The sequence below is a fragment of the Oceanospirillum sp. genome, from assembly GCF_048265165.1.
Lineage (GTDB): Bacteria > Pseudomonadota > Gammaproteobacteria > Pseudomonadales > Halomonadaceae > Oceanospirillum.
This window is the reverse complement of sequence record NZ_JBLXCD010000002.1, coordinates 442,413-466,808: the sequence shown is the minus strand read 5'-3', so window position 1 is coordinate 466,808 and position 24,396 is coordinate 442,413. Positions and strand designations below refer to the sequence as shown.

At 50.8% G+C, this 24,396-nt stretch carries 24 protein-coding genes; 11 read left to right on the top strand and 13 right to left on the bottom strand.

What is annotated here, in order from left to right:
* Positions 1-18: 18 nt before the first annotated feature.
* The 8 genes from hemW to ACN0R8_RS05660 all read right to left on the bottom strand — a co-directional run bounded on the left by hemW (position 19) and on the right by ACN0R8_RS05660 (position 7,121).
* The gene (gene hemW, locus ACN0R8_RS05695) at positions 19-1,218 is read right to left on the bottom strand and encodes a radical SAM family heme chaperone HemW (protein ID WP_417595937.1); all 1,200 of its coding nucleotides are present in this window, start codon (positions 1,216-1,218) and stop codon (positions 19-21) included.
* A 45-nt stretch (positions 1,219-1,263) separates the two neighbouring features.
* Positions 1,264-1,863 (bottom strand): RdgB/HAM1 family non-canonical purine NTP pyrophosphatase, encoded by a 600-nt coding sequence (rdgB, locus tag ACN0R8_RS05690; protein WP_417595935.1) that lies wholly within the window; start codon positions 1,861-1,863, stop codon positions 1,264-1,266.
* A 108-nt stretch (positions 1,864-1,971) separates the two neighbouring features.
* A complete protein-coding gene (locus tag ACN0R8_RS05685; RefSeq protein ID WP_417595933.1) occupies positions 1,972-2,436 on the bottom strand; it encodes a DUF4426 domain-containing protein in 465 nt (154 codons plus the stop codon).
* Between the two features lie 254 nt (positions 2,437-2,690).
* On the bottom strand, positions 2,691-3,290 hold the full coding sequence (metW, locus tag ACN0R8_RS05680; RefSeq protein ID WP_417595931.1) for a methionine biosynthesis protein MetW: 600 nt from the start codon (positions 3,288-3,290) through the stop codon (positions 2,691-2,693).
* Positions 3,281-4,465: a homoserine O-succinyltransferase MetX gene (metX, locus tag ACN0R8_RS05675; protein WP_417595929.1), complete on the bottom strand. Its 1,185-nt coding sequence runs from the start codon at positions 4,463-4,465 to the stop codon at positions 3,281-3,283. The genes metW and metX overlap by 10 nt, the downstream gene beginning before the upstream one ends.
* Before the next feature lie 286 nt (positions 4,466-4,751).
* Complete coding sequence (locus tag ACN0R8_RS05670) at positions 4,752-5,345, bottom strand: YggT family protein (RefSeq protein ID WP_417595927.1); 594 nt, start codon at positions 5,343-5,345, stop codon at positions 4,752-4,754.
* A gap of 168 nt (positions 5,346-5,513) precedes the next feature.
* On the bottom strand, positions 5,514-6,338 hold the full coding sequence (proC, locus tag ACN0R8_RS05665; RefSeq protein WP_417595925.1) for a pyrroline-5-carboxylate reductase: 825 nt from the start codon (positions 6,336-6,338) through the stop codon (positions 5,514-5,516).
* 78 nt (positions 6,339-6,416) lie between these two features.
* Positions 6,417-7,121, bottom strand: a complete 705-nt coding sequence (locus ACN0R8_RS05660; RefSeq protein ID WP_417595923.1) for a YggS family pyridoxal phosphate-dependent enzyme — start codon at positions 7,119-7,121, stop codon at positions 6,417-6,419.
* Between the two features lie 77 nt (positions 7,122-7,198).
* Here ACN0R8_RS05660 and ACN0R8_RS05655 point away from each other — a divergent pair, with 77 nt between their 5' ends.
* Entirely contained in the window at positions 7,199-8,236 is a 1,038-nt protein-coding gene (locus tag ACN0R8_RS05655) for a type IV pilus twitching motility protein PilT (protein ID WP_417595921.1), read from the top strand.
* 524 nt (positions 8,237-8,760) lie between these two features.
* Entirely contained in the window at positions 8,761-10,140 is a 1,380-nt protein-coding gene (locus ACN0R8_RS05650) for a DEAD/DEAH box helicase (RefSeq protein WP_417595919.1), read from the top strand.
* Positions 10,141-10,514: 374 nt separating this feature from the next.
* On the opposite strand, the gene ACN0R8_RS05645 is transcribed toward ACN0R8_RS05650, so the two are convergent.
* From ACN0R8_RS05645 to hemC, 4 genes are all read right to left on the bottom strand, one after another.
* The gene (locus tag ACN0R8_RS05645; RefSeq protein ID WP_417595917.1) at positions 10,515-11,747 is read right to left on the bottom strand and encodes a heme biosynthesis HemY N-terminal domain-containing protein; all 1,233 of its coding nucleotides are present in this window, start codon (positions 11,745-11,747) and stop codon (positions 10,515-10,517) included.
* A complete protein-coding gene (locus ACN0R8_RS05640; RefSeq protein ID WP_417595915.1) occupies positions 11,744-13,174 on the bottom strand; it encodes a uroporphyrinogen-III C-methyltransferase in 1,431 nt (476 codons plus the stop codon). Before ACN0R8_RS05640 ends, ACN0R8_RS05645 begins: the two co-directional genes overlap by 4 nt.
* A gap of 15 nt (positions 13,175-13,189) precedes the next feature.
* Entirely contained in the window at positions 13,190-13,975 is a 786-nt protein-coding gene (locus ACN0R8_RS05635) for a uroporphyrinogen-III synthase (protein WP_417595913.1), read from the bottom strand.
* 108 nt (positions 13,976-14,083) lie between these two features.
* Positions 14,084-15,022 (bottom strand): hydroxymethylbilane synthase, encoded by a 939-nt coding sequence (hemC, locus tag ACN0R8_RS05630; RefSeq protein WP_417595911.1) that lies wholly within the window; start codon positions 15,020-15,022, stop codon positions 14,084-14,086.
* 345 nt (positions 15,023-15,367) lie between these two features.
* On the opposite strand from hemC, the gene argH reads away from it, so the two are divergent.
* The 7 genes from argH (at position 15,368) to ACN0R8_RS05595 (ending at position 21,590) form a co-directional block, all read left to right on the top strand.
* Entirely contained in the window at positions 15,368-16,783 is a 1,416-nt protein-coding gene (argH, locus tag ACN0R8_RS05625; RefSeq protein ID WP_417595909.1) for an argininosuccinate lyase, read from the top strand.
* 1 nt (position 16,784) lies between these two features.
* Entirely contained in the window at positions 16,785-16,916 is a 132-nt protein-coding gene (lptM, locus tag ACN0R8_RS05620) for an LPS translocon maturation chaperone LptM (protein ID WP_417595907.1), read from the top strand.
* Positions 16,917-17,012: 96 nt separating this feature from the next.
* A complete protein-coding gene (gene lysA, locus ACN0R8_RS05615; protein ID WP_417595905.1) occupies positions 17,013-18,266 on the top strand; it encodes a diaminopimelate decarboxylase in 1,254 nt (417 codons plus the stop codon).
* 125 nt (positions 18,267-18,391) lie between these two features.
* Positions 18,392-19,219 carry a diaminopimelate epimerase gene (gene dapF, locus ACN0R8_RS05610; RefSeq protein ID WP_417595903.1) on the top strand — a complete coding sequence of 276 codons (828 nt, stop codon included), beginning with the start codon at positions 18,392-18,394 and terminating at the stop codon, positions 19,217-19,219.
* Positions 19,216-19,914, top strand: a complete 699-nt coding sequence (locus ACN0R8_RS05605; protein ID WP_417595901.1) for a DUF484 family protein — start codon at positions 19,216-19,218, stop codon at positions 19,912-19,914. Before dapF ends, ACN0R8_RS05605 begins: the two co-directional genes overlap by 4 nt.
* Positions 19,915-19,934: 20 nt before the next feature.
* Positions 19,935-20,885: a tyrosine recombinase XerC gene (gene xerC, locus ACN0R8_RS05600; protein ID WP_417595899.1), complete on the top strand. Its 951-nt coding sequence runs from the start codon at positions 19,935-19,937 to the stop codon at positions 20,883-20,885.
* A 9-nt stretch (positions 20,886-20,894) separates the two neighbouring features.
* Entirely contained in the window at positions 20,895-21,590 is a 696-nt protein-coding gene (locus ACN0R8_RS05595) for an HAD family hydrolase (RefSeq protein ID WP_417595897.1), read from the top strand.
* Positions 21,591-21,706: 116 nt separating this feature from the next.
* Here the strand turns inward: ACN0R8_RS05595 and yihA are convergent, their stop codons facing one another.
* Positions 21,707-22,294 (bottom strand): ribosome biogenesis GTP-binding protein YihA/YsxC, encoded by a 588-nt coding sequence (gene yihA, locus ACN0R8_RS05590; protein WP_238377564.1) that lies wholly within the window; start codon positions 22,292-22,294, stop codon positions 21,707-21,709.
* Positions 22,295-22,697: 403 nt separating this feature from the next.
* On the opposite strand from yihA, the gene ACN0R8_RS05585 reads away from it, so the two are divergent.
* Both ACN0R8_RS05585 and ACN0R8_RS05580 read left to right on the top strand, forming a co-directional pair.
* Positions 22,698-23,300 (top strand): c-type cytochrome, encoded by a 603-nt coding sequence (locus tag ACN0R8_RS05585; RefSeq protein ID WP_417595895.1) that lies wholly within the window; start codon positions 22,698-22,700, stop codon positions 23,298-23,300.
* A 219-nt stretch (positions 23,301-23,519) separates the two neighbouring features.
* Positions 23,520-24,152: a thiol:disulfide interchange protein DsbA/DsbL gene (locus tag ACN0R8_RS05580; RefSeq protein WP_417595893.1), complete on the top strand. Its 633-nt coding sequence runs from the start codon at positions 23,520-23,522 to the stop codon at positions 24,150-24,152.
* Positions 24,153-24,396 lie beyond the last annotated feature (244 nt).

The following is a 24,396-nucleotide window of genomic DNA, read 5'->3' as shown; positions in this document are numbered from 1 at the left end:
TGCCTATTGGAGAATGATTTATTCGGAGCTGAGGAAGGTTTCCAGCACCGCATTCAGATAGATAAAACCTTCGTCTGTGGTTTTCAGTCGACCTGTGCCGAGCTCCATCAACCCCATCTTTTGTAGCTTCTCCAGCTCCGGGGATAAGCTGCTAAGAGGTCGTCCGGTACGTTGTGGATAAAGTGCTTTATCCACACCCTCTTTCAGCCGTAAAGCATTCATCAGAAATTCCACCGGTAGCTCTGCCGGCTCAAGGGCTGTGCGCTGGGATATATAGTCCACCGCGTTCAAGTATTGCTTGGGGTGGCGCTGTTTACTGGTTCGGACTATCTCCAGGTCATCATTGGCTGCCGGCCAGGTAATCTTGCCGTGGGCACCGGCACCGATGGCGAGATAATCACCAAACTGCCAGTAGTTTATATTGTGCCGGGCTTCCGAACCGGGTTTGGCGTAGGCCGACACTTCATACTGCTGATAGCCGGCGCTTGCGATCAAGCGTTGCCCTACCTGCTGAATCTCCCATAGGGTGTCATCGTCCGGTAGCGGAGGTGGCGCCTGATAAAAAGCGGTATTAGGTTCTAAGGTGAGTTGATACCAGGAAAGGTGGTCAGGCTGAAGGTCAATCGCCTGCTGCAGGTCGGCAAGTGCTTCTGCCTCTGTCTGGTTCGGCAGGCCATGCATCAGGTCGAGATTAAAGCGGGTAAAACCAGCCTTGCGGGCGCTTTCGGCGGCACGGATGGCATCCTGACTATTATGAATCCGGCCAAGGCGTTTCAGCTGAGCTGGGTCAAAGCTCTGAATACCGATGGAGAGTCGATTAACGCCTGCATTGCGATAGCCCTCAAAGCGGGCCTGCTCAACCGTGCCCGGGTTTGCTTCCAGCGTGATCTCTATATCGTCAGTAAAAGGGATGCGCTGCTCAACACCCTGAAGAATTTGCCCAATTGCTTCCGGTGAAAACAAGCTCGGTGTGCCGCCACCAAAAAAGATACTGGTCAGTGGCCGTCCCTGTGCACCCGCCAGATCGGCCTCCAGATCCCGCATCAGAGCTGCGATATAGTCCTGCTCCGGTAAGCCCGCCTGTCTTAGTTCTGCTTCCTCAGGCGTACCTGTTACAGCTTTAAAGCGATCAACCGCATGTGAGTTAAAGTCGCAGTAAGGACACTTCTGCACACACCAGGGGATGTGGATGTAGAGGCTTAACGGTGGCAGAGTCATAAGCAGGTCCGATCAGTACATTGATGGTGTTGTTGCAGAGGGTATTTAGCCCCGTGCTTTCAGTTGGCTGACCAGGTCCAGTGTCGCTTTACCGCGATGACTGTGTTTGTTTTTTTCCTCGGGTTCCATTGATGCCGCTGTGCAGTTCAGATTTTCAATATAGAACAGTGGGTCATAGCCAAAACCGCCCTCGCCTTCCGGGGCTTCCAGAATACGACCCTCCCAGCTACCCTGAGCGATAATAGGCGTTGGGTCATTCGCATGGCGCAGATAAACCAGTACACACCAGTATCGGGCGGTGCGTTTGGATTGAGGTAATCCTTGCAGTTCTTCCAGTAGCTTGGCATTGTTTTTGGCATCGGTGGCACCTTCGCCGGAGAAGCGGGCGGAATAGATTCCCGGAGCACCGTTCAGAGCATCCACTTCGATACCGGAGTCATCCGCCATGGCGGGTTGGCCGCTGATACGGCTGGCTTCCCGGGCTTTCAGCAGGGCGTTTTCGATAAAGGTCAGGCCGGTTTCGTCTACTTCGGGTACGTTATATTCAGATTGGGGTACAACCTCAAAACCCAGCGGTGCTAAGACTTCACCAAACTCTTTCAGCTTACCTTTATTGCCGCTGGCTAGGACTAGTTTCTGGCTCATGGGGTTTTGCTCTCTGTTTTAATCGATCTTATGACTTGTTGCCGTCTTCTGGCGACAACATAGCGGGATATCTGCACGGTAGCGTTTATGAGGTGCTGTAAGGTTTTTTTATTCACCATAAAAACGGCGGATAAAACTCAGGTCATAGGGTTCCATATTCGGATCAAAGCGCACTTTCAGGCGAAAGCGAGTCGGTTCATCTTCCGTAAAACGAAAGCTGGTGATCTGATAGATCGCATTGGGTTCACGGATAGTGCGGAATGCCAGATTGACACTTTGCCCTGCCAGATTGGCAACATCGCCCGTGACCAGCGCTTCCACTGGTTTGTAGCTGCCATCAACCTGCTTTTTCAAGACCGAGATATTGATCATCGCCTGATAGCGGCTGCGGACGATACCGTAGGATTGAGCCACCTCAGGCTGAAGAAAGCCTGTGGTAAAAGCGTTGTAGTGAATCTGATAATCACCCACCTGCTCAAATTGTTCCGCCTGAGCCGGGCTGGATAAAGTAAGTAGCAGGGTTGCCGCTGCTATTAGGCTGAGCAACCAGCGGTTAAAAGTTGATGTGCACATAGTCATACTCCACAGAAACAGTTCGTTTGCCCATCAGACTCCGGCGTGGGCGCAGGGTTCCGGTCTAGCGAGTTACCCGATAGATCGCCACTTCGCCGAAGCGGGGTTTGAGAGCGCCATAGCTAATGGCCGTTCTCAGGTTCAACTTATTATTCAGAATCAGCGTGTTACCCGATAGATCGCCACTTCGCCGAAGCGGGGTTTGAGAGCGCCATAGCTTATGGCCGTTCTCAGGTTCAACTTATTATTCAGAATCAGCGTGTTACCCGATAGATCGCCACTTCGCCGAATAGGTTCGGCCATAACTTGGTTGCCCAATGGCTTTCATGTTCGCTGTTACCAACAGCTCGGTCGATAATCTGCAGATTGCGGCTTTTGCACAACTGCTCAAAATCCCGAAAGGTGGACAGGTGAATGTTCGGCGTGTTGTACCAGGTGTGCGGCAGAGATTTAGAAACCGGCATCTCTCCTTTTATCGCCAGATAGAAGCGGCAGCGCCAATAGGCGAAGTTCGGAAAGGTCACGATACATTCTTTGCCGACACGCAGCATCTCTTCCAGCATCAGATCCGGGCGTTTCATCGCCTGCAGAGCCTGAGTCATCACGACTACATCGTAGCTCTGGTCTTTAAAGTTGCTCAAACCGGCATCAAGGTTCTGCTCGATCACATTAACGCCTTTGGCAATACATTCGGTGATCTTCTGGTCATCAATCTCAAGACCGTAGCCGTAAACCTGTTTTTTTTGCTGCAGAAAGTCCAGCAGTTCACCGCTACCGCAGCCAAGATCGAGAACCCGGCTCTTGGGCTGAACCCAGTTTTGAATAATGGCTAAATCAGGGCGTGTCAGGTGCATGCTGTTTCCCCCTTGTCGCAGGCCTTTTTCTGTTCTGCCTCATTGGCTGCACGGCCCATAAAAGCAGAGAAGACCGCTTCATAACGCTCATTGGGTATCAGAAATGCATCGTGACCGTGGGGTGATTCGATACAGGCATAACTAACGTGGCGACCGGCTTCGGTCAGTGCATCCACGATCTCTTCTGAGCGGGATGGGGCGAAACGCCAATCAGTACTGAACGAAACCAGCAGAAAGTTACTTTTTGCTTGTCCAAGGGCTTTAGACAAGTCGCCACCGTAGCGAGCAGCCGGGTCAAAGTAATCCAGAGCTTTGGTCATTAACAGATAGGTGTTGGCATCGAAACTTTCCGAAAAAGTATCGCCCTGATAGCGCAGGTAGCTTTCGACCTGAAACTCCACGTCATAGCCAAAGCTGACCTTATCTGAGCGCAGATCGCGGCCAAATTTATCGCCCATAGAGTGTTCAGACAGATAGGTAATATGCCCCACCATCCGAGCCAAGCGTAAGCCGTGACGTGGAATGGTGTCGTGATCAGCATAGCGGCCATCGTGAAACTCTGGGTCGCTTATGATCGCTTGTCGGGCGACTTCGTTAAACGCAATATTTTGGGCAGATAAACGAGGTGCAGCGGCAATCACAACGGTATTGCGCAAACGCTCCGGGTAGTTGATCGACCATTGCAGCGCCTGCATACCGCCCAGACTACCGCCAACAATCGCGGCCCAAGTGGTAATACCTAAATAATCACCAAGACGAACCTGACTGTTAACCCAGTCGGTAACCGTCATCACCGGGAAATCCGGGCCATAGGTCTTGCCCGTGGCCGGGTCAATGGATGTCGGGCCGGTAGAGCCACTGCAGCCGCCCAGATTATTCAGACAGACAACATAAAAGCGGTTGGTATCAATACATTTGCCGGGGCCAATATAGGCATCCCACCAGCCGGGTTTGCGGTCATCTGCAGAATGATAGCCTGCCGCATGGTGTGTGCCACTCAGGGCATGGCAAATGAGTACCGCATTGGAGCGGTCAGCGTTAAGTGTGCCGTAGGTTTCATAAATAAGTTGATAGCTGTCGAGTGTACGGCCACAGGTGAGTTCCAGCGGGGTGTCGAAGTGGGCAATCTGCGGTTCGACAATACCGACAGAATCTTCAGGAATCGCATTAGGCATTTCCCAGGATCTTCCTCAATCAAGATGTCTGCGGGCGGCTTAGCCTCCCCTGCGGTCAACGGTTGCAACAGAGTTTCAGTTGCTGCCATTTAAGTGTTGAAACAGGTGTTCAGACGTGCAGGGACACAAGCCACGGAAAGGTTCACTGTAACACAGTTGCGGTAGCAGAAGGCAGTGCTTTATCAGTAAGAAAAATAACGGATTATCGCTGTTTAGTTTGGTTTGGTGCTGGTGGGTTAACAAAGAAAAAGGGCAGCCAGAGCTGCCCTTGGTGAGGTGCCGACGGCTAAAGACCTGCAATCAGGTAGCGAGGCATACCGGATGCCTGTCCAAGAGTCCCCATCACCATGATTTCAATAACATTGATACCAATAAAGACAAAGATCGGTGACAGATCGAGCCCACCCATAGAAGGAAGTATATTGCGTACAGGAGTCATGACAGGTTCGGTAATCTGGTAGATCAGCATCGCGCCGGGGTGGCTGCTTTGAGGGGCAACCCAGCTCAGAATGATTGAACCGATCAGGGCATAGAAGTAGATGTCCAGAAGGGTTGTGATGATGCCGGTCAGAGAACCCAGGATCAGATTCATTACAGGTGGAAGCCCTTCACCGGCAATAAGGAATACTAATGCGATGCCGATTAACTTCACAAAGAAAGCAACGACCAGAGTTGCGATGCTGATACCTTTTACAGGTTTCAGTGCCTTTTGTAGTGGGTTCACCAGAGGGGAGGTCGCCTTGGCGATAGCTTGTGAGATCGGGTTATAAAAGTCCGCATGTGAAAACTGCAGAATAAAACGCAGCATCATAATAAAGAGATATAAATTAATAAGGGTCATGACCAGAAAAACGCCGGCATTACCTACAGATTGTCCCATCGCGTGAGTGCTCCAAAGCTGGGTTTTGAGTCTTTTCTGCAGCCGATTCAAGCGGCAGTATGATCTTTTAAGTCGTTTATAGCTCTATTGTATGGAGGCAAAGGTGATTATTTCCAGCTTAAATCTGAGAAATAACCACCTTTTTATCGGTACAGAGCGGTTTTGGGGTTAGTGGTCTAGCTGGTTCGCCAGCTCCTGACCGCGGTTCGCGGCTGCTTTTACGGCTTTCCTGTACAGCTCTGTCAGACCACCGTCATTAAAGGTGTTTAGTGCTTGTTCCGTGGTGCCACCCGGAGAAGTGACTCGACGGCGCAGCTCTGCGGCATCATCTTCACTCTCGGATGCCATGCGGGCGGCACCCAAGGCTGTCTGAATGGCCAGTTTCTCGGCAACTTCGGCACTTAAGCCAACGCTTTCACCGGCTTTCTGCAATGCCTCCATCGCCAGAAAGAAGTATGCTGGGCCGCTGCCGGAAACTGCGGTGACAGCGTCCATCTGAGCTTCATCTTCAACCCAAAGTGCCAACCCGACCGCCTGCATCAGTTTTTCCGCCAGCTCCTGCTGAATTCCGGTTACTTTACTGTTGGCATAAAGGCCCGTTGCACCACAACCCAGAAGAGAAGGGGTATTCGGCATCGTTCGAACTACGGCAACATCACCGCCCAGCCAGCGTTCCAGGGTTTCTGATTTCAGACCTGCTGCCACAGACACGATCAGGGGTTTGCTCTTCTGTACCTGTTCGCGAATCTCGCTGCACAGCTCCTGCATCATTTGGGGTTTTACCCCTAAAATCACTACATCGCTTTTGGCAACCGCAGCATTATTGTCGCTGCTGGTGGTGATGTTGAACTGGGATTTCAGCTCCGACAGGCGTTCTTCGGAGCGGCGGGTGGCAATAATATTTTCTGCGGGAACGCCCTTAGCGATCAGGCCGCCAATAATGCTGCCGGACATGTTGCCTGCTCCCAGAAAAGCGAGTTTCACTGCTTGCATGTTGGACCTCTGAATCTGTTTTCCGCTTTCAATGGCGGATTATTGGTGGTGTTTTTTAGCTGGCTTGCCTGAGTGGGGCTAAGATACGCTGGAATAATCCCGGGCACCAAAAATGGCTGTGCCGATACGAACCATGGTAGAGCCCTCGGCAATGGCCGCTTCAAGATCTCCGCTCATACCCATAGACAGGGTATCCAGTTGTGGATGTTCTGCTTTGAGTGCTTCTATTGCTTTGCGAAGTTTGGCCAAAGGCTCCCGTTGAGTTGCTAAAGTGTCAGCCGGTGCCGGGATGGCCATCAGGCCTCTCATATTCAGGTTTGGCAGCGCGGCAACCTCTCTGGCCAGATTCGGCAATTCTTCAACCGTCACACCGGATTTGCTCTCTTCGGCGCTGATATTGACCTGAAGACAGATGTTCAGCGGTGGTAGATCCGTGGGGCGCTGCTCGCTTAAACGGCGGGCTATTTTCAGACGGTCAACACTGTGTACCCACTGGAAGTTTTCAGCAATAGCCCGGGTTTTATTGGACTGAATCGGGCCGATAAAGTGCCAGTTGATCTCCAGATCGGCCAGTTCCCGCTGTTTGTCTAGGGACTCCTGCAGATAGTTTTCACCAAAATCCCGCTGCCCTGCATCATAGGCTGCCTGTAGTAGCTCAGCAGGTTTGGTTTTACTTACGGCAAGTAGCGTGACGTCAGTAGAATTTCGTTGATATTGCGCACAACAGGTGTCGATCTGCTGGCGCACCTCAGAGAGGTTTCTGGCAATATGAGAAGCTGTCATTAATTCTGTATCCCATGTGGTGGTTGGAATGAGAACGGGGATATAGAGCAAACCCACGTATTTGGATCTTTTTGGCCATGGATATTACCGAACTGCTGGCTTTCAGTGCAAAACAAGGTGCCTCGGACCTGCATCTTTCCTCTGGCATGCCGCCAATGATACGCAGCGATGGCGATATGCGTCGTATCAGTGTCCCAGCTCTGAGCCATAATGATATACACCGGATGATAAACAGTATCATGGACGATAAGCAGCGCCGGGATTACGAAGAGTTTCTGGAGATTGACTTCTCCTTTGACGCTCCCGGTATCGCCCGGTTCCGTGTGAATGCGTTCAATCATAACCGTGGCGCCGGTGCAGTTTTTCGCACCATTCCCAGTACTGTTCTGACAATGAAACAACTGGGTATGGGTGAGACTTTTCAGCGGCTGGCGATGCTCCCCCGGGGGCTGGTTCTGGTAACAGGCCCGACAGGTTGCGGTAAAAGTACCACCCTTGCAGCTATGCTGGATTACATCAATGCCCGCAAATGTCAGCATATTCTTACCATCGAAGATCCTATCGAATTTATCCACGAAAGCAAAAAATGCCTGATTACCCAACGTGAGGTCCATAGGGATACTCACTCCTTCCGTGATGCACTTCGCTCTGCGCTGCGGGAAGACCCGGATATTATCCTTGTTGGTGAAATGCGGGATCAGGAAACGATTCGACTGGCACTGACCGCGGCGGAGACCGGGCATATGGTATTTGGCACGCTGCATACCCATTCAGCAGCAAAAACGATTGATCGCATTATTGACGTTTTTCCGGCTCAGGAAAAATCCATGGTGCGGTCTATGCTCTCCGAGTCCCTGCAGGGCGTGATATCCCAGGTACTGCTGAAAAAAGAAGGTGGTGGCCGGGTTGCTGCCCATGAAATTATGACAGCGAACCCTGCGATTCGTAACCTGATTCGTGAGGATAAGATCGCTCAGATGAGCTCAGTCATTCAGACCAGTGCTGGCCAGGGTATGCAGACTATGGATCAGTGCCTGAAACTGATGCTGGCAGAGGGGCTGATTTCACAGGAGGCTGCCCACAGTGTGGCGGTTAACCCCAACCTGTTGATGTAATTATTTTCCGAATAGGCAAAGGGCTATGATGCTGTGATTGTATGTACGTATTATGATTTTAAGTCTTTCGGGTAGGCGATATTGTGTTTTTTATGGATAATTACATTTTATGTAATTATTTCAATAAGTTAGATGGGCGTCGGTAGAGGTAAACAGGCCTGTCATCATGCGGTAAGCTGTGCCTCCCGTCAATCGTGGCTTTGAGCGGATTTTAGCTGGATTCTGGGAGTAACTGGCGGGATCGGCTGTACTTACATCACGGATGCTTAAATAGTCGAAACCCGCGTTGGCACAGATATCGCTGATAAAGTCAGCTTTTTATATGGGTGTGGCCTGTTTTTTATCTGCCTGGGACGATGGCTGTGCTATGCTTCACGGCAATTGAAATAAGTAGTAATTAACAGAGTCTGAGTTTCATTAGACTTCTGATCTCCCATCAAAAGCGTTAAAACTTCACCGGAATACTGATCCGTTTTTGTGCGATCTAACGCTTTGATTCTGAAAGTATTTTTGAGGTGTAATCTTTGTTTACCGAGCTTTCCCTGCATGAACGTCTGATGAAGGCGCTGGAAAAAATGTCATTTACTGAACCGACTCCGGTTCAGTCAAAAGCGATTCCCGCGGCGATGACAAAAAAAGATCTGCTGGTCAGTGCAGAAACCGGTAGCGGTAAAACAGCAGCATTTTTATTGCCGATGTTGCATCAGTTTCTGGAAAACGCAGCCCCTAATTCTGGTGCAAGAGCATTGATTCTGGCACCAACCCGTGAGTTGGTGCGCCAGATTTATAAGCATTTTACCGAGCTGTCAGCCTTCACTCATGTCAAGGCAACCTGGATTATTGGCGGTGAGACATTCAAGTTTCAGCGTGCCATGCTGCGTAAAAACCCGGAAATTATTATCGCTACGCCAGGTCGGATCCTAGAGCATCTGGAAAAGGACTCACTGGATCTGAATGATCTGGAATACCTTATTCTTGATGAAGCAGACCGTATGCTGGATATGGGGTTGAGCGAAGAGGTACTGAAAATTGTCGATTTTTGTCGTAAAGAGCGACAAACCATGCTGTTTTCAGCAACCCTGAGTCGTAAAGGTATTCGCGATGTTGCCGACCGGGTGCTGACTGAGCCGGAAACCGTTATCGTTAATACGGTGCGTGACCAGCATGAGAATATTACCCAACAATATCTTCTGGCCGATGGTGTAAAACATAAAGATGCCATGGCGGTACGCCTGCTGCAGGACCGTGAGTACGAAAAAGCCTTGGTCTTTGTGAATAAGCGTGTTGATGCCGACCGGTTGGGCGGTTTTCTGCGCTATAAAGATCTGCGTGCTGGTGTTCTGCATGGAGAATTGACACAGGATCAGCGTAATCATGTGATGAACCTGATGCGCCGTGGGCATATAGATGTGTTGGTCGCGACAGATGTAGCCGCCCGTGGGTTAGATATTTCCGGTATCGGGTTGGTTATCAATTACGATATGGCGCGCAAAGGTGACGATTATGTCCACCGTATTGGCCGAACTGGTCGTGCGGGTGAAACCGGCACTGCGGTTTCTATGATCACTTCTTATGAGTGGAATCTGAAGGCTGCCATTGAGCGTTACATCCAGGTTCGTTTTGAAGAAGTTAAAGTTAAAGGTCTGGAGGGCAAATACAAAGGCCCGAAAGATGTGCGCGCTAATGGTAAAACGGTTGGTAAGAAAAAGCCTAAAACTGCTGCTGAGAAGAAAGCCCTGAAAGAAAAGAAAAAAGGGCAGGAGAAGAAAGCACAGAAACGCCAGCAGAAGAAATCTGCCGATGGGAGCGTGAAAAAACGTGTCGCTCCTGTTGAACGTAAAAGTGTTGGCTTTGGCATGATCCGCAAGCGCACAAGCACGGACTTTAAGCCAGAAGAAGATTAAGCACTAAAAACCGGAAAGCATAAGAGAAAGCAGCCGTTATCATATTGATGCGGCTGTTTTTTTTATGTCTTGTGTATCTCTTCCAACATAACCATGGCCACAGCTCTTGTGGTGCTCCGCATGGATATAGCGCAGATAAAAAAATGCCCGGAGAATGGGAGTTCTCCGGGCGAGACCGTGATTAGCTTGATGAGGAGATAAACCAGTAACAACGGGAACCTGAACCTGTTAAAACGTGGTTTAAATCGGCTTAGTGATTTGGCGAATCCCTTAAGCTTGTGCAAATGATATTCGTTATCATCTTTGATGTAAAGCCTTTTTGAGAATTATTTTCATTTACCTTCCCTGAGGTTGGCTTGTACATCTCTGTATCACTAACGTACCGTGTTTTTAGGCATCGGCAGACTGGGTAGATGATAGCCCGCCAGATCCAGGCAATAACGATAATAAGTACGGCTTTTGCTTGTACGTCCCATGGCGGAATAGAGTCGGCTAAGCTCTGCTGCAGTGGTTGCAAGAGGCTGTAGGCGGAAGCTCTCTTCCATAAAGTCTGCGCCTTTGCCCCACAACTGATTACGTAAGGCAACGCGCCCCGCTGTCAGATAAAGGGCGGCACTATCGCTATGATTTTTCAGCCACTGTTCGACTTGGTTCATTTGTTGGCGAACATCGCCTTTCTCCAGTAGCCCATAGATAATCACCAAATGCTCCTGCCAGCTCTGGCGTAGCTGTTCGGTGATAAAGCGTTCCAGAAGAATATCGGCTTTACAGCTATGCAGCACCCGGGCGTAGGCTTCCGATAGCTGCTGCTCCTTTTTAAACTCCGAAGGCAGCTCTTTCCAGATTTTCTGGATTGCTTCCAGGCAGTCTTTCTGAGGAAGGCTGTTGCATTGCTCCAGCATTGCTAGGTGCAGGCGTATCATCAGCTGCTTACCTTCGGCATCCGTCAGAATGTCTTGTTTCAGTAGCTGTGGATAAAGTGTTTTCAGCCCCTGCCAATCCTCAAGCTTCTGATACACTTTCAGCAAGGTTTTCAGCACCCAGCGGTGACGGGGATTTTTTTTCTGTAATCTTAGGAGCTGAGCGAGGCATTGCTCGTACTGGCCACGCTCCATCTGGAATTCAATCTGAGACAGACCAACGGCTGTTTCTGCACCTGGAGTGCTTTCAAGTGCTTCTTTTAATAGTTGGTCGCTTTGCTCGTAACGCCCCTGAGCGTGAGCTGCCCGTGCTGCTGCTAGATAGTTGATGACAGGAGCGCCGGAACGGGGAGCCGAGCGTTTTAACAGACGTTCGGCTTTTCGCCATTGCCCCTCGGCCATCAGAAGCAGGCCTTTTACTGTGGTTTTTAGGGCGCGTTTATCTCTGCCTGAGCTGGAGAAAACGTTTATTGCCTTCAGGGGGTGACGAACACCGGATTGCAGGCGCATTAGCAGATGAAAGCCCACAAGGGCTAAGCTAAACACGAGTGCACCGATCCAGAAGGACATTTCGATGGTAGTTTTACCCCAGCTGATCAGAATATATCCGGGGTCTTCCTGCATCAGAAGGCCGGCAAACATACCACCAGCCAATGCTAATATTGCGGCGATGTAGAGGCGTTTCATGCGCTGGGTGCCTCCGTTGTTGGGTTTTTAACATCCCCATTCACTTCGGGCGCTTTATTTTCTGGTGCAGTACCGGGGGCTGAGCTGCTGAAGCGCTGTTTCTGCAAGTCTCGCAGGAGGTTTAATGATGCCGATATATCCGGGCGTTGTTGACGAATGCTCTGTTCGGAAAATGCTTTCAGAGTGCTTAATACACCTTGTGTTCGGGTGGCGCTCTGGTCGAAATGAGTGCTTACCCAGTCTATCGCTTGCTTGATCAGGGTGTTGAACAGCGCCTGCTCTTCTTTTAGTAGGGCGATCTGGGCTTGCTGCAAGGTCAGGCGTAGATTATGTCGCAGGTAGAGGCTCTCTTCAGGGGGAAGCAGAGGGGTGATTTTTTCATCACGGTGCCGCACAACGATCAGTGTTTTGGCCTCGTTCCATAGAGTTTGCCAGATACTTTGCTCTTGAGTCTCTTCCAGCTGAGTCTGATGAAATGCGCTGCGGCTTTCTGGGTCCATTGGCAGAGGAAGCTGCTGGATCTGAGTTTCCAGAGCGCTGAGTTTGAAATAGAGGCCGCTCTGGTCCAGCGTGTAGATGCTGTTCAGCGCCGCCAGCTCATTGGCAATCGCCTGACGAACAGCAAACAGTGCTGGGTTATCGGCTTTTGCCAGGCGTTCATCAGCACTGCTTAGCAGGGTTTTTGCACCGGTCAGGTCACCTTCCAGTTGCAGGCGATGATTCGCCAGGCGCAGCAGATATTCCGCTTCTGCCTGTAGCCAGTCAGAAGGTTTTGGCCCCTGGCTGCTGGCAAAGGCACCGGCAAGTTCCTGAAGATTTTGTCGCTGCTGCTCCTGCTTTTCTTGCAGGCTCTGGCTTTGGGTCTCCAGTTGTCGGGTTGTGACGGGGAGTGACTGAAGGCTGTTCAGGGTCTGAACCTGGCGTTGCAACTGAGCTTCCAGCTGATTGTTCCGCTCGTTCAGTTGAGTTAGTGCCTGTGCGGTTTTTTCCTGCTGCTGCCAGAAGGTATAACCCGCAAGCCCGGCAGCTCCCAAGGCAATAATCAGAGCACTAAGAGCAATGACAGAACCCCCTTTGTCTGATGTTCCGGCTTTAGTCTCCTGTTTTGCTGAGGATATTTCTGGTTTTTTACTGGCGGTGGGTTTTTCTGCTGAAGCCGGCTTTGCCGTATCGGAAGCTGTGCCATCCGCAGGAGCTGATTTGGCTTTTGCATCTTTAGCGCTCTCTGAGGTTGTGTGTCTTTCAGAGCTTTTCGCTTTATCTGCAGCTTTAGCCGCTTCTTTCTTATCCGTCGCAGGCTCAGAGGTGCTTTCACCGACCATAACAAAGCCGGGGCCCTGCTCCGTAGAGGCTTTTTGCTCGGGCGTGTCATTAGTGGGCTGATCGGCCGGTGTTGTGTCCGTGGTTTTATTCTCTTTATCGCTCATTGCATCGCCTCGTGCTTAGCGTTGACTGGCTATGGATTCCAGGGCGGCCTGTTGCCATGGACCACCGGCTCCTTTGGCCTGGATGATTTTTTTGAAGCCCATTGTGCGGGCTTCTTGTCTCAGGCGGGGGCTGGAAACCAGTAAAAGGGTATTAAATAGGCCGGGCTCGGCTCCGGCTAAATGAACCAGATGGCTCAGGGCATCCAGACTGCTGATCAGGATGACATCAAAATACTCAGACTGAAGCAGTTCACGTTCAGCGCTCATAATAGACGGACAAACCCGTTTATAGAAAAAAAGTTCCTTAACCTGAGCGCCCCGCTCTTCCAATGTGCTTTTTAGTAACGGGCGTCCGCCTTCACCTTTGCAGAGCAGGATCTTCTCTCCGGCGACGCTGGTCAAGGCAGGAAGCGTCAGCATCGCCTCGCTGTTGTCCCCTTGTTCAGGGTAGACCACGGGTAGACCGTAATCGTCCAGAATCGCGGCAGTGCCTGCGCCGGGCGTGACCCAGAGAACCTTGACTGGTGGTTGTGGCCAGTATTGGTCCAGTCGTTCCAGAAACAGGTTAGCGGTCACCGGGCTAACACAGATCACTTTACTGTAAAGATCCAGATCCAGTAGCGTGCTGCGGTCTGCCGGGGTTTCTTCCAGAGCTTCTATCGCTAACAGTGGGATATGGTAAGGTTCGGCACCGGCTGCCTTCAGCTCCTGCATCAATAACGCTTCCTGCCCCTTGGGACGGGTAACCGCGATTTTGAGGGGTTGCTGATCCGAGTGCCTTAACAGGTGTTGGCTGTTCATGGGATGCTGTCAGTCCTTGCGGCGCGGTCAGGATGCTCAGGTTAAAGCCCGGTCAGAGAAGAGGCTGGCCGGGAATATTCAGTGGGCCGTTGGATCGGGCACGGTTTTTTAGACCCGGTTGTAAACCTTGTCCAGAATCTCTTTTGCACCCTGTTCAATCAGCATTTCGGCAACGGCAATGCCCAGTGCTTCCGGGTCGGAAACCGGGCCGGTTTTCTCAGCGCGCAGTAATACGGTGCCATCGGGCTCTCCGACTAATGCTCGCAGATGGATATTTTCACCGTTATCTACCAGCACGGCATAACCTCCGATAGGAACCTGGCAGCCTCCTTCAAGGTGGCAGTTCATGGCGCGCTCAGCGCGAACGGTGTTCCAGGTGTCTTCGTGCTTCAGTGGTTCCAGCAGTTTGATGATTTCGGTATCACCTTCACGGGTTTCGATACCCAAGGCACCCTGACCGACGGCAGGTAAGCTCTGTTCTGGTGTCATCTCGTGGCGAATGCGCTCGTCCAGCTCCATGCGTTGCAGGCCAGAAGTGGCCAGCAGTATGGCGTCGTATTCACCGGCATCCATTTTACCCATGCGGGTCTGGATGTTGCCACGCAGACTTCTGACATCCAGATCCGGACGATTGGCCCGTGCCTGTAACTCGCGCCGCAGGCTGGATGTGCCCAGAATAGCACCCTGTGGCAGCTCATCAAAGCTGGCGTATTTGCCGGAAACAAAGGCATCGGTTGGTGAGTGCCGTTCGCAGATTACCGGCAGAGCAAAGCCCTTCGGTAGTACCATAGGGACATCTTTCATGGAGTGTACAGCGATATCGGCCCGGCCTTCACTCATGGCCAGTTCCAGCTCTTTTACAAACAGGCCCTTGCCACCAATTTTTGCCAAAGGCGTATCCAGAATTTTATCACCCTGAGTACTCATCGGCACCAGTTCAACGGTCAAATTCTGGTGAAGCGCCTCAAGGCGGGCCTGAATATGTTCCGCCTGCCACATGGCCAGGGGGCTTTTACGGGTTGCGATACGGATAACTTGCTGACTCATGGAGATAGAAACTCTTGTTTGTCTGTGAACGGCGTTCCCTGATGGCAGCAACGATCGTTGCCTCTGATGGCTGTCGGGTCGGAGGCCGCCAAAAATGGTCGTTGTACTGATTCTAACAAAGCCGCCTGCAATAGACACCGATACAGATCATTTCGCCGTTTTTTTTCCATAAAACCTGATGATTAAAACGAAATATCAGAGCATATGACCATGCCATTAAGAGCGGGCTTACTGTTATAATGCTGACAAAAGTTAGCTTAACTCTGTGCCTGATACCCGCTGAGGATAACCCGCCAGTGCAGGGGTCAGGATTGACAGGCAGAGTCTCCGGCATGAGGAATTAAAATGAGCGTTAAGCAAGAGAGCACGACACAGACAACCAACCAGCAATGGGGCGGCCGTTTCAATGAACCTACGGATGCTTTTGTAGCACGCTTTACCGCGTCCGTTGATTTTGACCAGCGCATGGCGAATCAGGATATTCAGGGCTCTGTCGCCCACGCGAAGATGCTGACTAAGGTTGGTGTGCTGACGGAAGATGAGTGTGAACAGATTATTCAGGGGTTGACTGAGATCCGTGAAGAGATCGCCAATGGTGAATTCCAGTGGTCTGTGGAGCTGGAAGATGTACATATGAACATCGAGGCTCGCTTAACGCAAAAGATCGGCATCACAGGTAAGAAACTACACACCGGCCGTTCCCGTAACGATCAGGTAGCCACTGATATTCGTCTTTATCTGCGTGATGAGATTGATATGATCAGTGCTGAACTGAACCGCCTGCAGGAAGGCCTTCTGGGTCTGGCTGAAAAAGAAGCCGATACTATTATGCCGGGCTTTACTCATCTGCAGACTGCTCAGCCAGTGACCTTTGGTCATCATTTGATGGCATGGTTTGAGATGTTGCATCGTGACTACGAGCGCCTGCAGGACTGCCGTAAACGGATCAATATTTTGCCCTTGGGTGCTGCGGCTCTGGCGGGTACGACCTACCCGATTGACCGTCATATGACCGCTGAGCTGCTGGGCTTTGAGCGTCCGACAGAAAACTCGCTGGATTCTGTATCTGATCGTGACTTTGCCATTGAATTTTCCTCTGCGGCCAGCCTGATCATGATGCATCTGTCCCGTATGTCGGAAGAGCTGGTGCTGTGGACGTCGGCTCAGTTTAACTTTATCAACCTGCCGGATCGTTTCTGCACCGGTTCTTCAATCATGCCGCAGAAGAAAAACCCCGACGTACCAGAACTGGTGCGCGGTAAAAGCGGCCGTGTCTTTGGTCATCTGTTCTCTCTGTTGACGCTGATGAAGTCTCAGCCGCTGGCATACAACAAAGATAACCAAGAAGACAAAGAGCCGATCTTTGATGTGGTAGACACTCTGCAGGGTTCACTGCGCGCTTTTGCCGATATGATTCCGGCCATTGAGTCCCGTAAACAAGAGATGCGTGAAGCGGCGCTGCGTGGTTTCTCCACTGCAACAGATCTGGCGGATTACCTGGTGCGTAAGGGTATCGCCTTCCGTGATTCCCACGAGATTGTCGGTAAATCTGTGGCCTACGGTATCGAAACCGGTAAAGACCTGGGTGAGATGACGTTAGAAGAGCTGCAGCAGTTCTCCGATACCATCACCGAAGATGTGTTTGAAGTGCTGACTCTGGAAGGTTCTGTCAGTGCCCGTGACCATATCGGTGGCACCGCTCCTGATCAGGTTCGTGCGGCGGTTAAACGCGGTCGCGAAGCACTGGTGGCACGCAGCTGATATGTGTCGTCTTAAAGCGATTGTGAGCTTGTGCCTAATTACACTGGCGTTGGCGGGCTGCGGTCAGAAAGGGCCGCTCTATCTGCCGGAAACGTCGTCAGAGTCGGCGACTAACGGCGCACAGGCACAGTAAGGCCTATGTTATTCAGGGTGGCGATGTCTTGTCATCCTGCACACCTCAAATTTTTGGTATTTGCTGCAGGCAGATACCCACATCGGTGAGACAGTTATGGATTTTTTTAACTATCAGGGGGACACCCTGTTTGCAGAAGATGTCGCTGTTAACCAGCTGGCGGAGCAGTATGGTACGCCGCTATATGTCTATTCCCGCGCAACTCTTGAGCGCCACTACCGTGCTTATGATGAAGCGCTGGCTGGTCAACCACACCTGATTTGTTATGCGGTAAAAGCCAACTCAAATCTGGCGGTACTGAACGTGCTGGCTCGTCTGGGAGCTGGCTTTGATATTGTTTCAGTTGGTGAGTTGGAGCGTGTTCTGACTGCCGGTGGTGATCCGTCAAAGGTGATCTTCTCTGGTGTTGGTAAGCAGGCCCATGAGATGCGTCGGGCCCTGCAGGTGGGCATCAAGTGTTTCAATGTGGAATCTGAAGCCGAGCTGGATCGTCTGAATGATGTTGCCGAGTCCATGGGGCTGCAGGCGAGCGTTTCTCTGCGTGTGAATCCCGATGTGGATGCTCAGACGCACCCCTATATCTCCACCGGCCTGAAAGAGAACAAGTTTGGTATCTCCATCGAGCGCGCTGAAGCCGTTTATCTGAAGGCCGCAGGCTTGCCAAACCTGAAAGTGGAAGGTGTTGATTGCCATATCGGTTCTCAGTTGACCCAGAGCGCGCCTTTCTTGGATGCATTGGATCGCCTGCTGGATCTGATCGCTAAGCTGGCTGAGCAGGGCATTAATATTAAACACCTGGACCTGGGGGGTGGTCTGGGCGTGCGCTATGACGATGAAACCCCGCCGGAGCCAAGCGAGTACGCGACTAAGGTGCTGGAGCGTTTGGGTGACAGTGATCTGACGCTGATTATGGAGCCGGGCCGTTCTATTGCGGCTAACGCAGGTATTCTGGTAACCCGGGTAGAGTACCTGAAACCGACCGAAGCGAAAGATTTTGCTATTGTCGATGCGGCTATGAATGATCTGTTGCGCCCTTCACTGTACAGTGCCTGGCAGAATATTATCCCGGTAGTACAGCCAGCGGCAGATGCGAAAAAATCTAATTATGATCTGGTTGGCCCGATCTGCGAAACCGGTGACTTTATCGGTAAAGATCGTGAGCTGGCGCTGGAGCAGGGTGATCTGCTGGCGGTTCGCTCTGCGGGTGCTTATGGTTTTGCCATGTCCTCCAACTACAACAGCCGTAACCGTGCTGCAGAAGTGATGGTGGATGGTGAGCAAAGTTTCCTGGTACGTCGTCGGGAAACCTTTGAACAACAAATTGCTGGTGAAACAGTGCTCCCGGCCTGATTCATAATATCGTTAACCTCGTTCCCACATTCTGCGTGGGAACGCTTATGTCGACTAAGGTATCGCGTAGGCGAGGCAGCGAGTAGTCACCCCTTGCAGTATCAGGGGCAACGAATAGGTTAAATATGCTTTTAAAATTTACCAAAATGCACGGGCTGGGCAATGACTTTATGGTGGTTGACCTTGTCTCGCAACGGGCGAAAATTTTCCCTGATCAGGTTCGTGAACTGGCGGATCGCAACTTTGGTATCGGCTTTGATCAGTTGCTGATTGTTGAACCGCCGACAGATCCGGATATGGATTTTAAATATCGGATTTTTAATGCAGATGGCAGTGAAGTGGAGCAGTGCGGTAACGGTGCCCGTTGCTTTGCCCGTTTTGTTTACGATAAACGCCTGACCAGCAAAAAGACCATCAATGTAGAAACCCGCGGTGGTAATATCCAGCTGAACCTGACAGATGATGGTGTCACCGTTGATATGGGGATACCGCACCTGCTTCCTGAGTCGATCCCTTTTATTGCTGACCAGCAGCAGGAGAAATATCTGCTCGAGGTTGAGGGTGAAGCCTTTTCGATTGGCGCGGTTTCCATGGGCAATCCCCATGGTGTTTTACTCGTGGACGATGTGAATAATGCTCCGGTTGATAGCCTGGGCCCTAAAATTGAAAATCACGAACGTTTTCCTAATCGGGTGAATGTTGGCTTTATGCAGGTGGTTAGCCGTAATGAAGTTCGGCTAAGAGTTCATGAGCGAGGCGCAGGGGAAACGCTGGCCTGCGGAACCGGTGCCTGTGCTGCGGTTGTTGCGGGGCGCTTACAAGGGTTGCTCGATGAAATGGTAGAAGTGCATCTTCCCGGTGGTACACTGAAAATCCAATGGGCCGGTGAGGACAAGCCTGTCATGATGACAGGCCCTACGGCACGGGTTTTTGAAGGACAAATCTACCTATGACATTCTCCAAAAGTGAGGCTGATGCTCAGGCGGTTGCTGAATATCTGAAAGAAAATCCGGATTTTTTCCAGACGCATGAAGCACTTCTGATGGAGCTGAGTCTGCCGCACCCCAGTGGTCAGGCTGTGTCTCTTCTGGAGCGCCAGATGACACTGATGCGTGAACGTTTGGCTGAGCGTGAAGATCATCTGGAGGATCTTTTGGATACGGCACGCCACAATGATATGCAGCTCTCACGGGTGCGACGCATGATTTTGGCACTGCTGGAGGTGGACGATCTGAATGACCTGGCCTCGACGCTTTCTGAGCAGCTACGTAACAGCTTTGGTACTGGACATAGTCGACTGGTTCTTACCGGACAAGGCCGTGCTGATGCGATCAATACGTCACAGTTGGTGAATACTTCGCAGCTTGTGACGGAAGCAGATAATAGTCTGACCGCCCTGACACAGGCTCTGCTGCAGAACAACCGGACGTTTTGTGGCCAGGTCTCGGCTGAACAGCTGGAGCAGCTGTTTGAACTGGGAATGGTTGCGGATGGTTCCGCTGCGGTGATTCCGTTGAATCAGGGTGATGTTAAAGGTTACCTGTTGCTGGGTAGTGAAAACCCGGATTACTTCCGCTCGGAGATGGGCACTGAGTTTGCCGCTTATGTTGCTGATGTTGTCGCCCGTTTACTGCATCATCTGCGTTAATATTCAGGGTCGTTGCACGGATGGATAGCGAGACACCAGTCACTGATCCTCTGCTTGAACAATTTCTGGCTGGTCTTGCCCGGCAACAAGGTTCACCCCATACCCTGAATAACTACCGTCGTGACCTTGAGCAGTTTCTCAGGCATCTGCTGGGGACTGGCTTTCAGCCTGAATGGGGTTCCCTGAGTCGTAAACAGATACGGCATTACCTGGCTTGCCGTCATCAGCAGGGGTTAAGCCCGCGCTCTATTCAGCGACACCTCTCCAGCATCAGAAGTTTTCTGAATTTTTTACAGCAAGAGCGCCTTTTAAGCATCAATCCAGCCGATGGTCTGAGGGCTCCCAAAGCCGGGCAGCTGTTACCTAAGCCTGTGGATATTGATCAGTTACAGGGGCTTTTAGATCAGCCCCGAGGCGCAAAAGAGGGAGGCGAGCCTGTGATTGTGGTGAGAGATCAGGCGATACTTGAACTCCTTTATGGTTGTGGTTTACGGCTGGCGGAGCTGGTTTCTCTGGACCTCAACGCTGTGGATTTTACTCAGCAACAACTACGGGTGATGGGTAAAGGCCGTAAAGAGCGCTTTTCACCATTGGGTCGGAAGGCCGCTGTGGCGCTGAAAGCGTGGTTATCGGTCAGAAGCCAGTGGTTAAAGGATAATCAGGAAGTTGCGGTTTTTATTAGCCAGAGAGGCCGTCGTATCACCCCCGCAGCGGTTCAGCAGCGGGTAGCAAAAGCTGGTCAGCAGGCGGGAATGACGGATCGCCTGCACCCACACCGGTTGAGGCACTCTTATGCGAGTCATCTTCTGGAGTCCAGTGGCGACCTGCGCGGCGTGCAGGAGTTACTCGGTCATGCTGATATCAGCAGTACACAGATCTACACCCGGTTGGATTACCAGCATCTGGCGCAGGTTTATGATAAGGCGCACCCCAGAGCACGACGCAAAAAGAATCAAAATAATGAAGGGTAAATACTGAAGATGAGCATAAAAGCGGTTGTTTTCGACCTGGATGATACTCTTTGGGATGTCAGCCCTGTGATTATCCAGGCTGAGAAAGCGCACTATCAATGGTTGAATCAGCATGCGCCGAAATTGACTGCCCGTTTCACGGAGCGAGAATTACGCGGTTATCGTATGAGTCTGGCCCACCGTCACCCGGAACTGACTCATTTTGTCACTCGTTCACGAATGCGGGCGATGGATGAGTGTTTACGGCTATCCGGCTATGGGGCCGACGAAGCGGCAGAGCTGACGGAGCAAGCTTTTGCCGTTTTCTGGCGTTTTCGTAACAGAGTTGAACCCTTCCCCTATGCGTTCGAAGCTCTGGAGGGTTTAAAACGGAACTATATTATTGGTGCATTAAGCAATGGTAATGCGGATGTATTTCAGACATCTTTGGCTGAATGGTTCGATTTTGCTTTTAGTGCCGAGGGGCTTTCCGTTGCGAAACCTGACGCCAGGGCTTTCCAGGCGGTGCTGGATCACCTGAAATGCACACCGGAGGAGATACTCTTTGTGGGAGATAACCCGGAGCATGATATTGAGGGAGCTTACCGAATGGGTATGCGAACGCTCTGGGTACAGGTGAAGCCGTCAGAGAAAGCACCGGCATTTTATGACGCCCGTATCAGCTGCCTGAGTCAGCTGCATCAGGCGGTGACTCAGTTGGTTTGACCCTGTTTCAACGCTCAAATACGCTGCCAGACAGCCCCAAGGTGTAAGTGGGCAAAGTCAGAATGCGCGGCTAAGGCGCTTTCTGACATCAGGCTTTCGGTTGACTGTTGCAGCCTTTAAGCCTCAGGTTGCTCCAGCTGTAGCCACTCATCCAGTTTCTTGCGCAGTTCAGGGATGCCTTCTCTTTTCAGGGCTGAAAACTGCTGAACACTGACCAGGTCTTCCCATTCGTGCAAGGCCTGCTTCACTTCCAGCAGCGCTTTCTTGGCGGCGCCCTTTTTCAGCTTGTCGGATTTAGTCAGCAGGATATGCACTGGCTTGTCTACTTTATCAGCCCACTCCAGCATCATCTGATCAAACTCTGTCAGAGGGTGACGGATATCCATCACCAATACGATGCCGCGTAACGCCTGACGGTTCAGCAAATACTCGGAAAGGTGGCGCTGCCACTCCAGTTTGACTTTTTCCGGCACTTTTGCGTAACCATAACCGGGAAGATCCACCAGTTTTTGATCTGTGCCGTTGTGCAGGCCAAAAAAGTTGATAAGCTGCGTGCGCCCCGGTGTTTTAGAGGTTCTGGCAAGACGTGAATTCTGCGTCAGTGTGTTGATGGAGCTGGATTTACCCGCATTGGAGCGACCGGCAAAAGCAACTTCCGAACCAAAGTCCGGAGGGCACTGGGCCAGCGTTGGGGCACTGATCATAAAGTTCGCAGTCTGGTAGTTCAATCTGGGAGCATGAGGATCTGTGGTGTTTTGATTCTGTTCGTTGTTTGGAGCTTGGCTAAAAACTTCAGTCATGGCGTATTCAACTAATGGGGCAAAAGACAGGTTATATGGGGCGTTCACGTTTCCCTACGGATTAGTATATAATGCCACCACTTTTTAGATGGTAGTGTACCATTCAGGTTGATTTGGCACGAATATAAACGTCCCGTACGTTGAAACATACAGGGCGGAAAATTGATCTGGCACTGCCAGGGCTTTCCGGCAGGAGCCTTCCAAGGTTTCGGTCTGCCAGAGACGCGAGCTGTTCAGAGAAACAGACTCTGGTAAGCCTCAGGAAAATAACAGTAATCAACTTAAAATTAGCAAGATTGGGTTAGCAATGAAGAAATTACTGGTAAGTCTGGCAGTTACTCTTGGCCTGGTAAGCTTTGCACACGCCGCTGGCGATGCAAAAGCAGGAGAAGCAAAAGCGGCTATTTGTGCTGCTTGTCACAGTGCTAATGGCATCGCAATGATTCCTAATTATCCGAATCTGGCCGGTCAGCATGAAAGCTATCTGACGAAGCAGATTATGGAGATTCGTGACGGTGTCCGTAAAGTGCCTGAAATGACAGGTATTGTTACTGGCTTCAGCGATCAGGATGCACAAAATGTTGCTGCCTACTTTGCAGCACTGCCTAAGAACCTGGGACAGGCTGATCCGGCTCTGCTGGAACGTGGTCAGGAACTGTATCGCGCAGGTGATATGGCAAAAGGTATTCCGGCATGTACGGCATGTCACTCTCCAAACGGTATGGGTAATGAGCAGGCTAAATATCCTGTGCTGAGTGGTCAGAACCCTGCATACACTGCTGCGGCTCTGAAGAAGTTCCGTGATGGTGAACGTGCTAATGATCCGAACAATATGATGCGTGCTATCGCTGCAAAAATGAGCGATAAAGATATCGAAGCGGTATCTAACTATGTGTTTGGTGTGAATTAAACCGCCGCATCGTTAAAAAAGGGCCTTATGGCCCTTTTTTTGTACCCGCTATTTATATCAGCAGTCTCTTATCTTTTGCCTGAAGGGAACTTTAAGTGAGTTCAGGCGTATATACGTTACCTGTCGATTGTGATGTTGTGCAAAAAATAGGTATCAAAACAACCGACTGTTAAACATATGGGTGTGCGGTCGCCTTTGTATCTGAAAGGATTGAAGTCAATGGTTAAAAAACTGATTCAACATATAAGCGCCTTGCTGCTGATGGTGGCTGTTTCTGTGACAGCACAGGCAGAAACCTTCAAAGAAGGTGTTCACTATATCAAGCTGGGAACTCCGCTAGCGGTTTCTGAGCCAGGTAAAATCGAAGTTGCAGAACTCTTCTGGTACGGCTGTCCACACTGCTTTGAATTTGAGCCTTACATCGAACCTTGGATTAAGACTTTGCCTGACGATGTGCGCTTTGAACGCGTACCTGCAACATTCAGTAAAGTCTGGAAAACCCATGCCAATGCATTTTATGCTGCCGAGGCGTTGGGCATTGGTGAGAAGCTTCACAGTGACTTCTTTAACCGCATTCATCGTCAGAACCAGCGTCTGACAAGCACTGGTGACCTTGTAGAGTTTTTTGCTGACTATGGTGTCACTGAGGATCAGGCTGAAAAGGCACTTAAGTCCTTTGGTGTAAAATCAAAAGTGAATCAGGCTGGTGCCCGTATCCGTGGCTATCAGGCCTTAGGAGTTCCTGCGCTGGTGGTAAATGGAAAATATCGTATCGATACCAGTACAGCAGGCAGTTGGACGAATATGCTAAAAATCACAGAATTTCTGATTGAGAAAGAACGCAAAAGCTAATCAGTTTAGTGGTTTATTATGATACCGGTCCTTTGGGCCGGTTTTTTTATGTCAGAAAAATGGCGTTTTTGTTCTAAAAGTAGCAAATGAAAACTTTTCGCAGACAAAGCGTACAGAGTATGATTAAAACGCTACTCTGCAGACTAAGCCTTTAGTCTGCAGTAAACAGCATCATTCCTGCTTCCTTGGATGGCTGCAGGATGGGGTGTTGTAATAAAAATAAGCTAACAACTCATTAAAAAAA